19 protein-coding genes are annotated in these 14,168 nt (G+C 63.7%); all 19 read left to right on the top strand.

Annotated features, from left to right (window positions below):
* The first annotated feature begins 24 nt into the window (after positions 1-24).
* Positions 25-1,035, top strand: coding sequence for a flagellar motor switch protein FliG (fliG, locus tag AACI_RS06895; protein WP_008336488.1), 1,011 nt, complete (start codon positions 25-27; stop codon positions 1,033-1,035).
* The gene (locus AACI_RS06900; RefSeq protein WP_012810743.1) at positions 1,028-1,816 is read left to right on the top strand and encodes a FliH/SctL family protein; all 789 of its coding nucleotides are present in this window, start codon (positions 1,028-1,030) and stop codon (positions 1,814-1,816) included. The genes fliG and AACI_RS06900 overlap by 8 nt, the downstream gene beginning before the upstream one ends.
* The gene (locus AACI_RS06905) at positions 1,806-3,131 is read left to right on the top strand and encodes a FliI/YscN family ATPase (RefSeq protein WP_012810744.1); all 1,326 of its coding nucleotides are present in this window, start codon (positions 1,806-1,808) and stop codon (positions 3,129-3,131) included. Before AACI_RS06900 ends, AACI_RS06905 begins: the two co-directional genes overlap by 11 nt.
* Complete coding sequence (locus AACI_RS06910; RefSeq protein WP_012810745.1) at positions 3,128-3,583, top strand: hypothetical protein; 456 nt, start codon at positions 3,128-3,130, stop codon at positions 3,581-3,583. The genes AACI_RS06905 and AACI_RS06910 overlap by 4 nt, the downstream gene beginning before the upstream one ends.
* Positions 3,559-4,293: a MotE family protein gene (locus AACI_RS06915; protein WP_012810746.1), complete on the top strand. Its 735-nt coding sequence runs from the start codon at positions 3,559-3,561 to the stop codon at positions 4,291-4,293. The genes AACI_RS06910 and AACI_RS06915 overlap by 25 nt, the downstream gene beginning before the upstream one ends.
* A gap of 39 nt (positions 4,294-4,332) precedes the next feature.
* On the top strand, positions 4,333-5,571 hold the full coding sequence (locus AACI_RS06920; RefSeq protein WP_245530773.1) for a flagellar hook-length control protein FliK: 1,239 nt from the start codon (positions 4,333-4,335) through the stop codon (positions 5,569-5,571).
* 11 nt (positions 5,572-5,582) lie between these two features.
* Positions 5,583-6,062 (top strand): flagellar hook capping FlgD N-terminal domain-containing protein, encoded by a 480-nt coding sequence (locus AACI_RS06925; RefSeq protein WP_008336494.1) that lies wholly within the window; start codon positions 5,583-5,585, stop codon positions 6,060-6,062.
* Positions 6,059-6,277 (top strand): hypothetical protein, encoded by a 219-nt coding sequence (locus tag AACI_RS16940; protein ID WP_012810748.1) that lies wholly within the window; start codon positions 6,059-6,061, stop codon positions 6,275-6,277. The genes AACI_RS06925 and AACI_RS16940 overlap by 4 nt, the downstream gene beginning before the upstream one ends.
* Positions 6,278-6,503: 226 nt before the next feature.
* Positions 6,504-7,511 (top strand): flagellar hook-basal body complex protein, encoded by a 1,008-nt coding sequence (locus AACI_RS06935; RefSeq protein ID WP_012810750.1) that lies wholly within the window; start codon positions 6,504-6,506, stop codon positions 7,509-7,511.
* Positions 7,512-7,556: 45 nt separating this feature from the next.
* Positions 7,557-7,775, top strand: coding sequence for a flagellar FlbD family protein (locus AACI_RS06940; RefSeq protein ID WP_008336497.1), 219 nt, complete (start codon positions 7,557-7,559; stop codon positions 7,773-7,775).
* Entirely contained in the window at positions 7,772-8,206 is a 435-nt protein-coding gene (locus tag AACI_RS06945) for a flagellar basal body-associated FliL family protein (RefSeq protein WP_012810751.1), read from the top strand. The genes AACI_RS06940 and AACI_RS06945 overlap by 4 nt, the downstream gene beginning before the upstream one ends.
* A 12-nt stretch (positions 8,207-8,218) precedes the next feature.
* Positions 8,219-9,214, top strand: coding sequence for a flagellar motor switch protein FliM (gene fliM / locus AACI_RS06950; RefSeq protein ID WP_012810752.1), 996 nt, complete (start codon positions 8,219-8,221; stop codon positions 9,212-9,214).
* Positions 9,201-10,346, top strand: a complete 1,146-nt coding sequence (fliY, locus tag AACI_RS06955; protein WP_012810753.1) for a flagellar motor switch phosphatase FliY — start codon at positions 9,201-9,203, stop codon at positions 10,344-10,346. The genes fliM and fliY overlap by 14 nt, the downstream gene beginning before the upstream one ends.
* A gap of 30 nt (positions 10,347-10,376) precedes the next feature.
* Entirely contained in the window at positions 10,377-10,736 is a 360-nt protein-coding gene (locus AACI_RS06960; protein WP_008336526.1) for a response regulator, read from the top strand.
* Complete coding sequence (locus AACI_RS06965) at positions 10,736-11,197, top strand: flagellar biosynthetic protein FliO (RefSeq protein ID WP_012810754.1); 462 nt, start codon at positions 10,736-10,738, stop codon at positions 11,195-11,197. The genes AACI_RS06960 and AACI_RS06965 overlap by 1 nt, the downstream gene beginning before the upstream one ends.
* Positions 11,194-12,012 (top strand): flagellar type III secretion system pore protein FliP, encoded by an 819-nt coding sequence (gene fliP / locus AACI_RS06970; protein ID WP_012810755.1) that lies wholly within the window; start codon positions 11,194-11,196, stop codon positions 12,010-12,012. Before AACI_RS06965 ends, fliP begins: the two co-directional genes overlap by 4 nt.
* 17 nt (positions 12,013-12,029) lie before the next feature.
* Positions 12,030-12,299, top strand: a complete 270-nt coding sequence (gene fliQ, locus AACI_RS06975) for a flagellar biosynthesis protein FliQ (RefSeq protein WP_008336530.1) — start codon at positions 12,030-12,032, stop codon at positions 12,297-12,299.
* Positions 12,300-13,076 carry a flagellar biosynthetic protein FliR gene (locus AACI_RS06980; RefSeq protein WP_012810756.1) on the top strand — a complete coding sequence of 259 codons (777 nt, stop codon included), beginning with the start codon at positions 12,300-12,302 and terminating at the stop codon, positions 13,074-13,076.
* 3 nt (positions 13,077-13,079) lie between these two features.
* On the top strand, positions 13,080-14,165 hold the full coding sequence (gene flhB / locus AACI_RS06985) for a flagellar biosynthesis protein FlhB (RefSeq protein ID WP_008336532.1): 1,086 nt from the start codon (positions 13,080-13,082) through the stop codon (positions 14,163-14,165).
* Positions 14,166-14,168: the final 3 nt, after the last annotated feature.

Raw genomic sequence — 14,168 nt, forward strand, 5'->3', positions numbered from 1 at the left:
GTAGTGAGACAGGAGGCGGTGGGTGTGCAACGGCGGTCGTCGTTGACCGGGAGGCAAAAGGCTGCGGTGCTCATGATCGCGCTTGGCCAGGAGGTGGCCGCGCAGGTCATGAAGCGTTTGTCGCCGGAAGAGGTGGAGCAACTCACGTTCGAGATCGCCAACGTGAACAAGGTAGGGATGGAGCAGCGGGAAGCCATTCTCGAGGAATTCCGCGATCTCGCCATGGCTCGGGACTACATCCAGACGGGCGGTATCGACTATGCGCGTGAGGTTTTGGAGCGGGCGCTCGGCGCACAGGGGGCGCAGGAGGTGCTTGCCCGATTGACGTCGTCCTTGCAAGTGCGGCCCTTCCACTTCGCGCGCAAGGCAGATCCGAGTCAGATCCTGAGCTTTTTGCAGGATGAGCATCCGCAGACCATCGCGCTGGTGCTCGCCTACTTGGAGCCGAACCAGGCCGCGGCCATCCTTTCCGCCCTGCCCTCTGATCTTCAGGCGGAAGTGGCTCGGCGGATCGCCACGATGAAAGGCACTTCCCCGGACGTCGTGGCCGAGGTGGAAGAGATTTTGGAAAGCAAACTCTCCACGATGACCAGCGTGGATAACCAGCAGGCGGGTGGCATCGAGGCGATTGTCGAGATCTTGAACGGCGTCGACCGGGCGACGGAGAAGACCATTCTTGAGGAGCTGGCCAAACGGGATCCGGAGCTCGTCGACGAGATCAAGAAGCGGATGTTCGTGTTCGAAGACATCATTTTCCTCGATTCGAAGGCCATCCAGCGCGTCATTCGCGAGGTGGATGCGAGAGATCTCCAGCTCGCGCTTCGCGTCGCGAGGGACGACGTCAAAGAGGTCATCTTCAACAACATGTCCAAGCGCATGGCGGAGCAGTTCAAGGAGGATATGGAGTACATGGGTCCCGTTCGGCTTCGCGATGTGGAGGACGCGCAGCAGCGTATCGTCGGCGTGATACGCCATCTCGAGGATCTGGGCGAGATCGTCGTCTCGCGCGGAGGAGGTGACGACATCATTGTCTAGCGTCGTCAAGCGAGGTCGAATCGCGCCGTTCACCGATTCCATCCCGATCCCGGCCTTCTCCGAGGCGGTGTCGCCCGAAGCGAAGATGGATTCCGCAGGCGCATCTCCCAGCGCGTCCCCGGAAGAGGGGCCGTGGGCACAGGTGGCGGCGAGCATCCTGGCGGATGCGGAGCGAAAGGCCCAGCAGATCATCGCCGAGGCGATGGAAAAGGCGTCTTCCATCCTCGACGAGGCTCGGCTCGAGATTGAGCGGCGCGCACAGGCGGCCGAACAGGAAGGGCGCGAGCGGGGCCTTCAGGAGGGGCGCCGCGCGGGGCAGCTTGAACTTGCGGAGGAGAAGTCGCGACTGCAGGCGCAGATGGACGCGCTCGCGCAGGAGCTTCGCGAGGATCACGCGCGCCGGCTCCAGGAGCAGCGCCAGCCCATTCTTGACCTCGTCACGGCGGCCGCGCGCCGGCTCCTGCAGCGGGAACTGGCGCTATCGCCTGCGGACGTGGCCAAACTCGTGGACGAGCTTCTCGGGCAAGTCGTGGCGGCTTCCACGGTGTACGTGCGCGTGCACCCCGACGACTGCGAGGCGGTGCGCCAAGCTTCACCGCAGATCTCGCTGCGCCACGGAGGGACCATCGCCATTCAGGTGGTGCCCGACCTTTCGCTCGCGCGAGGGGATTGCGTGATCGCGGCGGACGCCGTCGAGATCGACGCGCGGGTCCAGGTTCGCCTGGACGAGTTATCCCGCGTGCTTGCCGAACTCGCAGAGGAGGGGCCTCATGGCGCGTGATCCGAGCTGGGTGGCCGAGGCGATTCGGGAGGTGGAGCGGAGGCACTTGGTACGCCGCGCGGGGCGCGTCATGCGCGTCATTGGTCACATGCTCGAGGTTGCGGGGCCGACAGCCTCCCTTGGCGAATTGTGTGCACTGGGCCGGGATGCGTCGGAAGGGCTGGGTGAGGTCATCGGATTTCACGAAGGGCGTCTCTATGTGGTTCCTCTGGGCCCGTTGCCGGAGGTATCCCCCGGAACGCCGGTTCGCTTTCTGGAGCGACAGTTTCGCATCCGCTGCGGGCCTGGCTTGGTCGGCCGGGTATTGAATGGACTCGGGGAGCCCATCGATGACCGAGGCCCCTTGGAAGGGCCGCTCGTGTGGCGGACCGTGGACGCGCCTGCCATCTCGCCCCTTCGCCGGGGTCGCATCAGCTCACCCTACGCGACGGGCGTACGAGCCATCGACGCGCTGCTCACCATCGGCCGAGGCCAGCGCGTCGGCCTGTTCGCGGGGAGCGGCGTGGGCAAAAGCACGTTGCTCAGCATGATGGCCCGCGGCGGTCGCGCCGACGTGCACGTCATCGCGCTCGTCGGCGAGCGAGGGCGAGAGGTGAGGGAATTCTTAGAGGACGATCTCGGCGAAGAAGGGATGAGGCGGAGCGTCGTGATCGTCGCCACCTCCGATGAGTCGGCGTACGTCCGAAGCAAGGCGGCCTTTGTGGCCACCGCCATCGCCGAGCATTTTCGCGACGAAGGCATGCACGTGACGCTCATGATGGACTCGCTCACGCGTTTCGCGATGGCGGAGCGCGAGGTGGGACTCGCCATGGGGGAGCCTCCGTCGTCCCGAGGGTACACGCCGAGCGTGTTCGCCAAGCTCCCTGTGCTCCTCGAGCGCGCAGGCCCTGGACCCGTGGGCGCGATCACGGCCGTCTACACGGTCCTGGTCGAGGGCGACGATCTCAACGACCCCATCGCGGACGCCGTGCGAGGCATCCTGGATGGACATATCGTGCTTTCTCGCTCGCTCGCCAATCGAGGTCAGTTTCCCGCCATCGACGTCCTCCAGAGTCTGTCGCGCCTGTTTCCGTCCATCGCGGACGAGGACCATCGCCGGGCGGCGGAGCGCGTGCGGGAATGGATGGCGAGGTATGGCGAAATCGAGGACCTGTTCCGGATCGGCGCGTACCGGCAGGGAACGGATCCTGCGGTGGATGAGGCCATCCAGCGCATGCCGGAGATCCTCGAGTTTCTCCGGCAAAAGAAGGGCGAAACGGTTGCATTCGAAGAAGCCATCACGCAATTGTTGAACCTTGCGGGGGATCGGGAATGAACACCTCCATTCATCGGTTGGCGAAGCGATATGAGGCGATTTGTTCGAAGTGGCGAGCCATCGCGGAGCGAGAGTACGCGTCCGCGGCCAGGGTAGAGAGCGAGGTCGCGGATCGACTGAAGGAGACGGAAGCGCGCCTCTTCCAGGCGCTCGCGGCGGCATCGGATCTCCGCGAGGCGCGAGAATGGAGCGTGGTGGAGGCGTTTGCGGGCCATCTGGAGCAGTTGGAGAGCCGGTTGACCGCCGAATGGGAAGCAAGCGCGGAAGAAACGGAGCGAAAGCGGAATGAGCTTCGGGCGCGGTACAGCGAGGCCGAGACGTGGAAGGCCCTGCGGGCGCGCCTGGACGAAGCCGAGCGAAGCCGCGAGGAACGAGCCTGGCAGGCCGAGTTGGACGAACACGCCGTCATGCGGGGGGCACGACGTTCATGGAAGCCAAGCGATCTTCGGTGACTGCGCGCACCAAGCCGGAGGGAACGCCCCGCGGAGCGGCCCGCGAGGCGCAACGAGCGCCGGGCCGGGCGCCCCGCGGAGGGGACGTCCAGGGCGATTCGGCCGGCCCCGCCTTGGACGACGAGAAGCCAGGCGTGGGCCGGAGAGTGATCACCATCTTCCTGTTGGTGTTCGTGCCGCTGATCGTTGCCGCCGCTGCGATCGCGGCCGTGCTCGTCGTCCTTGGTGTTCCTGTGTGGCAAGACATTCAACACCTGTTCGGCGGCAAAGGAAGCCAGCCTTCTTCAGCGCAAGATGCGGCGCTGCGGCAAACCATTGCCATCGAGCGTTCGCAGATCCAGTCGCTCGCGTCTCAGGTGGCATCGCTCAACAACCAGTTGTCTGCCTCGCGCGAGCAGGCCGCCTCGCTGCGGGAGCAGGTGAAGACCTTGCGCGCGGAGTTGTCCTCCATCTCGAGCGGACAGAAGCAGGGCGCTGCCGAAGCGAAGATCCTCGCCCAAATGGATCCGACGGCGGCGGCGCAGGTGATCGAGCATATGCCCGCTTCTCAAGCGGCATGGGCCATCGAATCGCTTAGCCCCGACGCGTCGGGTCCGATTTTACAGGCGCTGCCACCGGCGACGGCGAGCGCCTTGTTGCAACAGTCGGCTCGAGATAGTCAGATTGCCGCGCTGTCGAACGGCACGTCGAACGCCCCCCCGTCTCCGTGACGGTTCGGTCTGCTGAAAGGAGGTGAATCTGTGGACGTGATGCGAGTGGCGGCATCCTCGCCCCAGGCGAATCTCGGCGATGCGGTGGGGAAGCCCGAGGTGAAGGGCAAGCGTCAGATGGACCTGTCCGAGGTTTGGGCGGCCATCTTCGCGCAGGTCGGGGCGCTGAACCACGCGGCTGCGCACGCGACGGGATCCGTGGGCGAATCGGTGGCGGAGCGCGCCGACACCCCATCCGCGGCGAAAACATTCCGAGTTCGCGAACCTGGCGGAACCAGCGCCGAGCGTATGCTCCCGCCGGAATCCTTGAGCGTTCGCGCGCCATCAGCGACGTCGATTCCTTCGGACGGCATCACGTGGGCGACCGGGGACAAAGTCGCTATGCCTCGAACGGACAGTCGGCTTCAGCCTTTGGGTGATGACGGGCTCTTTGCGCGATCGGCCGGTGGCGCAGACGTGGCCGAAAGGGCCGGCGAGATGGGCGGCGTGCGAATGGCCTCGCAGGATGGGCCTCATGCGAATATCGCGAAGGACACCGTGCAGAACATCGTCCGCGTGTCTGGCGATCACGCCCAGGCGCAGGACGCGGGAGGTACGCGTGAAGCGGACGCCGCAGACGCAGTGCCTAGCTTGCCTGCAGGCCATGACGCGGTTGGGGCTTTTGAGCCGAATCGCCATCGCCGAGCCGATCGTTCAATGCCGGAATCGAGCGCGGGCGGGACGTCGTTCCATGCGGCCGCGTCAGATGGCGTCAACATGGCCGTCGCTGTGCCGGTCGGTGCGTTCGGCGGTCACGAGTTGCGGCCGGCTTCGGCTGAGCGATCGGATGCTAACAAGCCGGTGACTTCGACTATCGGCTCGCTGGGCGCCGATCTGCGGGCGTGGATGACGACGGACGGGGACTCCACCGCGAAGACGTTGACCGTGGCGCTCGAACCCAAGGAGTTGGGAGCCGTGAAAGTGATCGTCCATCACGGCGACGAAGGTCTCCAGATCCAGCTCGTGGCTTCGACCGCCGCAAGCGCGAGCCTGTTGGCCGCACAGCTTCCGGCGCTGATGCAACAGATGGCGCAGGGTGGATTGTCCGTCCGCGACGTGAGCGTCGGATTGGCGACGGACGCGGGCGAAACGGGCAGCGGGGAGCAGCAGCGAGATCGAGGAGACAGTTCGGTGGCGGGAACCGTGGGCGCCGGGACCGTCAGCTCCAGCCGCTTTGCGCGCGCGGGTTATGGGGCCGAAGGTGAATACCCGGTTTCGCTCATCAATCTGTATGCGTGAGGAGGGGGATTGTGGCGGTCAACCCAACTTTGTCTCTCAGCGCACCTGTAAACGGTTTGTCCAGCGCGCAGACGGCCGCGCAGAGCGGGACCACGAGTTCTTCCAGTGCCAGCGCTTCGCAGACCGGAATGAACTCGCTGAACGAAAACGACTTCATGCAGCTTTTGGTCACGCAGTTACAAAATCAGGACCCGCTCAATCCCGTCGATAACACGCAGATGCTCGCACAGTTGGCGCAGTTCAGCGCGCTCGAGGAGATGACCCAGGTGGCGCAGACCGATGCGCAGGTCCTGAGTGCCGTGCAAAACTTGGAGAGCGAGATGAGCCTGCTGATGGCGCACAGCCTCATTGGGGCGTCGGTCACGGTCCAGGACGCGAGTGGGAATCAGGTTCAGGGAACGGTGTCGTCCGTGACCATGAATCAAGGCACACCCCAAATCGTCGTCAATGGAACGTCGTATCCGTTGACACAGGTGGTTGGCATGGCGTGATCGAGCCAATTTCGTGGTCGTGGCAGGGTGTGCCGACTTCCGCACTCGATGGCACATCCAGTTTTGCGCAGCGTGGCGACCGGCGTGACTTTCTGCAGGTGATGCAGGACGCGCTTGCATCCTGGCGCGTGAGTCAGCACGCAAACAGCCGGATGGCGGAACGGGGGATCTCGCTAACCTCCGCGGATTGGCGGGCGATGGAGCAGGCGGCCTAGCAGGCTGAGGCGAAGGGCGCGCGGGATACCTACATGGTGATGGGAGACGTCGGCTTTGTGGTCCACCTGCCATCGCGAACGTTGGTGACGGCCTTGAAGCACGAGGAACATCCAATTGTGACCCAAATCGACAGCGTCGTCTTTGTGCCCAGGCCGGACCGTTAGGGGGCCTGCCCGGAGGGACCGACCGAACTCCGGGGGACGGCGCGACAGGAGGGGACTGTACATGCTTCGTTCCATGAATTCGGCCATCTCGGGTATGCAGGCCTTTCAGACCGATCTCGACGTGGTGGGCAACAACATCGCGAACGTCGAGACGGTGGGATTTAAGCAATCGGACGTCCAATTCGCGGACCTGTTGAGCCAGACGATGTCCTTGGGAACGGCTGGGACGGCGCCTAACCCCGGCACGGGCAGTTCAGGTGCGACCACAGGCATTGGCGGGACCAATCCAGAGCAGGTGGGACTCGGCGTGCAGGTGGCGGCGACGCAGATGGACATGTCGCAGGGCCCGGACGAGACCACGGGCGTCCCGACGAACGTCGCCATTCAAGGCAACGGGTTCTTTGTGGTGACCAACGGAACCAGCACGTATCTGACGCGGGCCGGGAACTTCTCGGTGGATAGCGCCGGCAACCTGGTGTTGCCAAACGGCGTGATCGCGCTCGGCTATGAGGCTACGTCCTTGTCGAGTTCCACAACGTCAGGTAGCACGAGCAGCAGCAACAACTCGGTGCCCCCACCGAGCACGGCTTCAACGACCACTTCTTCTCTCTCTTCCGTCAACCTGAATACATGGGCGAACGACTGGGCGAACAAGTACGCATCAGGCGAGAAAGTCAGCCAGGTCTCGAACGTCAGCATCGGCGCGAACGGGGCGTTGACCGCCACGTTGACACTCACGCCGTCGTCGGGCTCAGGCTCACCGTCTACGCAAACCGTCGTTCTTGGGTACCTCGCCCTCGCACAGGTTCCGAATCCACAAGGGCTCGTGAGCGTGGGCGACAACCTGTTCAGCGCGTCGAGCCCGGCGGCCGGTACGCCCACCTATTGGACGCCTGGACAGGGGACGTACGGAACGCTTGCGTCGGGCGAACTGGAGGGCTCCAACGTCGACTTGTCGCAGCAGTTCGCCGAGATGATCGTCGCGCAGAACGCGTACGTGGCGAATACGCACATGATCGGCACCGACAACGCCATCCTACAGGCGCTTGTCAACATGAAGAACTCGTGAGGCGAGTGAGGGCGCGGCACGGCCGCGCCCCAGGGAGATGCGCGCATGATTGCTTTGACGCGATTAAATGGGACCGTCGTTTGGCTCAATCCGCTGCATATCGAGTTGGTCGAAGTGACGCCCGACTCCGTGGTGACGCTGACCAACGGACACAAGTACGTGGTCTTGGAGGATCCGGAGACCATTGCGTCAAAGATGATCGAGGTGTACCGGCGGATTGGCCTCGTCGCGGCGCCCGTGCGCGATGAGGGGGGCGGGGCATGAAGAAGGCTGTGCGCACGATGCTGATGATCGTCCTCGGCATTGTCGTGATCGCCGGAGCGGCCATCGGCTATCTGCTGTACTCGAAGAAGCATCACGCTGCAGGCGGCGCTCCGTCCAAGCTTTCCGCGAAGCAAATGGCAGATCTTCAGGTCACGTTGCCCCAGATGACCACGAATCTGGCCGGCAGCGGGATCATTCAATTCACGCTGACCTTGCAGGCGGATTCGAAGAGCACGAAGAACGAACTGAATCTCATGGAGCCGCAGATTTCAGACGCGGTGAACGGCATCATGCGCGAGTTCACGTCGGACGAACTTCGCACCGACGCCGGCTTGAACCGCCTGAAGGCGACCATCGTGAGCCAGGTCAACCGCCTGCTTCCGACGGGGAAGGTCACGGCGGTGTATCTTTCGCAAGTCCTTGTGCAGTGAGGAGGTGAGACGTTGTCTGAGGTCCTTTCCCAATCTGAGATCGATGCCCTGCTCTATGCGATTCGCACGGGCGAGATCGATCCTGCCGCCGAGCAACGCGCGAACGCCCATCCGCGCGTGCGGGTCTACGATTTTCGGCGCGCGATGCGGTTTTCGAAAGACCATCTACGCGTGCTCCGGCGCATGCACGAGCACTTTTGCCGGTTGCTCACGAGCCAGCTCTCGGGGCAACTGAGGTCGGTGCCGCAGATTCAGGTGGAGTCGGTCGACCAAGTCCCGTATGACGAGTTCATTCGCTCGATCCCGCCGCTCACCGTCCTGCAGGTCTACGACATGCACCCACTCGAGGGGCGCATGGTGATGGAGATGAATCCGCAGGTCGTGTTCGCCATGCTGGACAAATACATGGGCGGGGACAGCGCGGGGCCGTATCGCGTGCGGGAGCTGACGGACATCGAAGTCTCCCTGTTTCGCCGGTTGTTCGAAAACGTGCCGTCCATCCTGGCCGAGGCTTGGAAGAGCGTGATCGACCTTGATCCCCAGTTCGTGTCGTTGGAGAGCAACCCACAGTTCTTACAGCTCACTACCCCCAACGAGACGGTGCTCGTGGTGACCATCAGCGTCCGCGTGGGAGAAACGACAGGTCTTATCAATCTGTGCATTCCGCACGTGACCATCGAACCGGTTCTGTCCAAGCTGAGCAACCGGTATTACATGGACCCGGCCTTTCAAAGCGGCAGGCGGCAGGTGAACGATGAGTTGCGCGCCAAGCTTCTCAGCGTTCCGGTCGACGTCCGGGTGGAAGTCGGGCAGGCGGAGCTGACCGTGCGGGAGGTTCTCGACCTGTGCGAGGGCGACACCATCGTGTTGCGCCAAACGATTCGCGATCCGGCGCTCGTCTACGTCGATGGGCGACCTGCGTTCTGGGGAAGCGTGGGGAAGCGAAACCGCGTGTATGCGGTGAAGATCGTGGGCCAGTGGGAGGCGGATGCCGATGGTGGACGATGAGATGAAACTGTCCCAGGCCGAGATCGACGCACTGTTGCGCGCCGGCGCGGCCGAACAAGCGGCCAGCCGCGACCGACAGGAGCGTTTGACGGCGGACGAGATCGACGTCCTGGGTGAGATAGGGAATATCTGCTTCGGATCGGCCGCCACTTCGCTCTCGTCCCTGCTGGGCCGGCGGGTTGATATCACGACGCCCGTCGTGAGCATCCTTCCCCGCTCCGAGGTGGAGAGCCGATTCCCGACGCCGTACGTCTTGGTGCAAGTGGATTTTACAGAAGGACTGCAGGGCACGAATGCGCTCGCCATCGAAATTGAGGACGCAAGGCGGATCGCGGATCTCATGATGGGGCGGGAGCCGAGCGAATCGACGGGCGAATTGGGGGAGCTAGAGCTCAGCGCCGTCGGCGAAGCGATGAATCAGATGATGGGCAGCGCGGCCACGGCCATGAGCCAGCTGTTCGGCCGATACATCAACATCTCCCCGCCTTCCGTGCGGGTGGTGACGTTCACGCCGGATGAGGCGCAGGCGGCCTTTGGGCCTGCGGAGGAGCTCGTCAACGTCGAGTTTCGCCTGCATGTGCACGAGCTCATCGACTCGCACATCATGCAGCTGATGCCCATTCCGTTTGCGCGTGAGTTGGTGCGGTCCATGCAAGTACATACCGACGCGATCGTGCCCGAACCGCGAGAAGGCGACGAGAGGCGCGATGGCGATGCTCCTGTTTCGGCGGGAGCAGAGGCGCGAGGAAAGAACCGAGATGATGCGCAGGCCGCGAATCGCGGGCGCGAAGACGAGGGACCGAGCGTCGCCGTCCGCCGCCCGGCTTTTCCCGACTTCGACGAGGGGGTAACGCCCCGCGACGCGCGCCCCGTGGCCAATCTTTCGCTGCTTTACGACGTTCCACTCAACGTGACGGTGGAACTCGGCCGGGCCAAGAAGTTGATCCGCGAGATCCTGGAACTCGCCCCTGGCTCCATTCTGGAACTGGACAAGCTCGCGGGCGAACCGGTGGACATCTACGTCAACCAAAAGAAGATCGCGATCGGCGAGGTGGTCGTGATCGACGAAAACTTCGGCGTGCGAGTCACAGACATCGTGCAGGCGGACAAGCGGATCGACCCGCTGCCCTGAGCGCGGAACACTTGGTGGGAGGCATGAGCGATGGCAAACATTCTGGTGGTGGACGACGCCGCCTTCATGCGGATGATGATCAAAGACATCCTGACCAAAAACGGGCACGTCGTGGTGGGGGAAGCGGCAGACGGGGCGCAGGCCGTCGAGCGCTATCAAGAGCTTCGCCCCGATCTCGTCACGATGGATATCACCATGCCGGAGGTGGACGGGATCGAAGCCATCAAGCGCATCCGGCAAATCGACCCGAACGCGCGCATCATCGTGTGCTCCGCGATGGGACAGCAGGCGATGGTGATCGAGGCCATTCAGGCGGGGGCCAAGGATTTTATCGTCAAGCCGTTTCAGGCCGATCGCGTCGTCGAAGCGGTGCAGAAGGCGCTCAGGTGATGCGCTTCATCGGACGTTGGACTGCGGCGCGGCGTGCGGGGAGCGCGTTCGCGTCCGCGCTCATCCTGATGATGCCGCGAACCGCATGGGCGGCGAAGGCCGAACCGCTTGCGGCGAGCGGCGGCGTGTGGGCGTATATCCAGCTGGTGGTGGCGCTCGCGGTCATCCTGCTCCTCATCGCCTTATTGTTCCGAGTGCTCGGCAGGCGAGCGGGGATCGCGGCCCGCGGTCACATCGAGGTGGTGGCTGCCCGCCAGGTGGCGCCGAACAAATCGGTGCAGGTCGTGCGTGTGGGCGGAAAGCTGTATCTCATCGGCGTCGGCGAGGACGTTCGCCTCTTGGCGGACGTCACGGACGAGTACCCGCGTTTTCAAGAGGAACTCGCGGAGGATCCGGATGGCTTTGGGGCCGCGCTGCGCGAGGCCTTGGATCGGTTGAGAGAAAGGCGGCGGGAGGAATGAGAGGCAAAAACGGGGCTCGGCGGCGAAGGCGCCTCGCGGGCGCGGCCGGAGTCGCCCTGTGGATGGCGGTCTTCATCATGTGTTTTCACCCGTCGTTCGTGCACGCGCAGACCTCGCCGAGCGCACCCGCCATTCCGGGGGTCAGCGTCTCCGTCGGGGGCTCCGGGCCAACTTCGGTGGCCAACACGGTGAAAATCGTGCTCCTGTTGACCGCGCTCACGCTGGCGCCGGCCGCGCTCATCCTGATGACCTGCTTCACGCGCGTGATCGTGGTCTTGTCGTTTGTGCGCAACGCGTTGTCGCTGCAGACCTCGCCCCCCAACCAGGTATTGGTCGGGCTTGCGCTGTTTATCACGCTGTTCGTGATGCAGCCGACGCTGCAGCAGGCGAATACCCAGGCGCTTCAACCGTATCTGCGGGGGCAGATCTCGCAAACCGCGGCCATCGAGCGAGCGGAAGCGCCCTTCAAGGTCTTCATGGCGAAGCAGACGCGGGCTCAAGACCTCGAACTCTTTCTCGCCTATCGCCATGAGACGCTGACTGCCGAGATGGAGCGCCATCCCGAGGCCATCGCCATGTCGGCGCTGGTGCCCGCCTTCACCCTGAGCGAACTGCAGACGGCGTTCCAAATTGGGTTCATGATCTATCTTCCGTTTCTCGTGATCGATCTCGTCGTGTCCACGACGCTCATGTCCATGGGCATGATGATGTTGCCGCCCGTCATGATCTCGCTTCCGTTCAAGGTGCTGTTGTTCGTCATGGTCAACGGCTGGTACCTCGTCGTCAAATCCCTGCTCGTTGGCTACGCCTCATAGCGCAAGGAGGAAGCCCGATGACCGATACGTACGTGATCGGCCTTGCGGCCCAGGTGATGTGGCTCGTGGTGAAAATCACCGCGCCGGTCCTTCTTCTCGGATTGGCCATGGGACTTGTCGTCAGCATTTTTCAAGCGACGACCCAACTTCAGGAGCAGACGCTGGCGTTCATTCCGAAGATTATCGCGGTCGTGATCGCGCTCCTGGCCTTCGGACCCTGGATGTTGCAGAATCTCATCGATTTCACGAATTCCATCCTTGGAAACCTGATGCAGTACGTGATGTGAATGGTGAACGACGTTCTCGAGCATTTCAACCTGTTTTTGCTCATGGCCGCGAGAACCAGCGGGTTCATCCTCGCCGCGCCCATCTTGTCCAGCGCCTATTGGCCGAATCTCGCCAAAGTGGCGCTTGCCCTGGCGCTGGCCTCATTCGCGGTGCCTTCGGTCCATGCTTCGGTTCCCGACATTGCGACCCAGCCGGGGCCGTTTGTTGTCGACTTCGCGCTCGAGGCGGTCGTCGGGGTGGTGTTGGGTTTTGTGGCCACGTGGATCTTCAACACCATGAACATCGCGGGCCAACTGGTCGATCTCCAGATCGGGATGGCGGTCGCCGATCTCGCCATGCCGGGATTCGGGCAGCAGGCGGGCGTGTTCAGCAGCGTGTACAACGTGTGGTTTTCGCTGTTGTTCATCGGCATGGGGGGGCTTGGCGGGCTGTCGAGCGCCGTCCTCGAGTCCTTTCGGCTCATCCCCATCGCCGATTGGCACCTGCCCACTGACTGGATCGCGCTCTGTGCACAGACCATGGGCACCGTCATGCTCATGGGCGTCGATGTGGCCCTGCCCGTCTTCGCAAGCCTGTTTCTGTGCGACGTCACGTTCGCGCTCCTCGCGCGCGCCGTGCCGCAGATGAACGCCTTCGTGGTCGAGTTGCCCGCGAAACTCTTCGTCGGGCTCGCTTCGTTCGCCGTCGCCCTGCCGGTGACGGTGGGCTTGTTCCGTCAGCTGTTGAACCTCGTGTTTCTCAACCTGCAAAGTGTCATGCGCCTAGTCGGAGGGTGAAGGATGCGTACGCTGCAACTCCAGCGATTCGCCGCGGGCGAGCGCACCGAACGGGCGACGCCCAGGCGGCGCCAGGAAGCTCGGAAGGAAGGTCGCGTGGCCCGCAGCCCCGAGCTGACTTCCGCCGTGGCGTTTGCCGCGGTGCTTGTGGCGCTGCGCATCCTGGGACCCGCGGTGTGGGGCGAATGGGAAAACCTGATTCAGCGCGATCTCGGCGGCTCCGCCCTGAAGTCGTGGACGGTTGAAGGCGTTCGGGCCTTGATGGCAACTCAGGTCATGGCCGCGGCGCGGATCATGTTGCCCATCGCCGCGGTGGCCGCCGTGATCGGGCTTGCCGCGGCGGTCATGCAGGTGCGCCCCCTGTTTGTCCCGCAGCTTCTGCTGCCGGATTTTCAGCGCATCTCACCCGCGACCGGCTGGCGGCGGATCGCGAGTCTGCAGGGCGCACTGGAAGCGCTCAAGTCCTTGCTCAAGCTCGCGGCCGTGGTGGGCGTCGCCTACACGTCTCTGGCGTCGCTCGCCCATCAGATGATCAATCTGTCCGCCGCGGAACTCGACGCTGTGCCGGGGATCCTCGGCCGCGCCGTGTTCAATCTCGCGATTCGCGTCGCGTGTGCGATGGTCGTGATCGCCGCCATCGACTACGTGTATCAACGATACAGCCTGGAGCGAAGCCTGCGCATGTCCAAACAGGAACTGAAAGACGAGTTGAAGGAGACGGAAGGCAATCCGCTCGTCAAGTCTGCCGTGCGCCGGCGCGCCCGGCAGATTGCCTCGAGGCGCATGATGCAGAACGTCGCCAAAGCCGACGTCGTGATCACGAACCCGACGCACTACGCGGTGGCCCTAGCTTATCAGAGCGACACGATGAATGCGCCGCAGGTGGTGGCGAAGGGGGCGGATTTTGTCGCGCAGGAGATCCGCAGGCGGGCCGAGGAGCATGATGTGCCGCTTGTGGAGAATCCACCCCTCGCGCAGGCGCTCTATCGAACGGTCGACATCGGTCAAGAGATCCCTCCCGATCTGTATCAGGCGGTCGCGGAGGTCCTCGCGTATGTGTACCGCATGCGCGCGAAGGGGCGGAGGTGACAG

This window comes from Alicyclobacillus acidocaldarius subsp. acidocaldarius DSM 446, from assembly GCF_000024285.1.
Taxonomy (GTDB): Bacteria; Bacillota; Bacilli; order Alicyclobacillales; family Alicyclobacillaceae; genus Alicyclobacillus; species Alicyclobacillus acidocaldarius.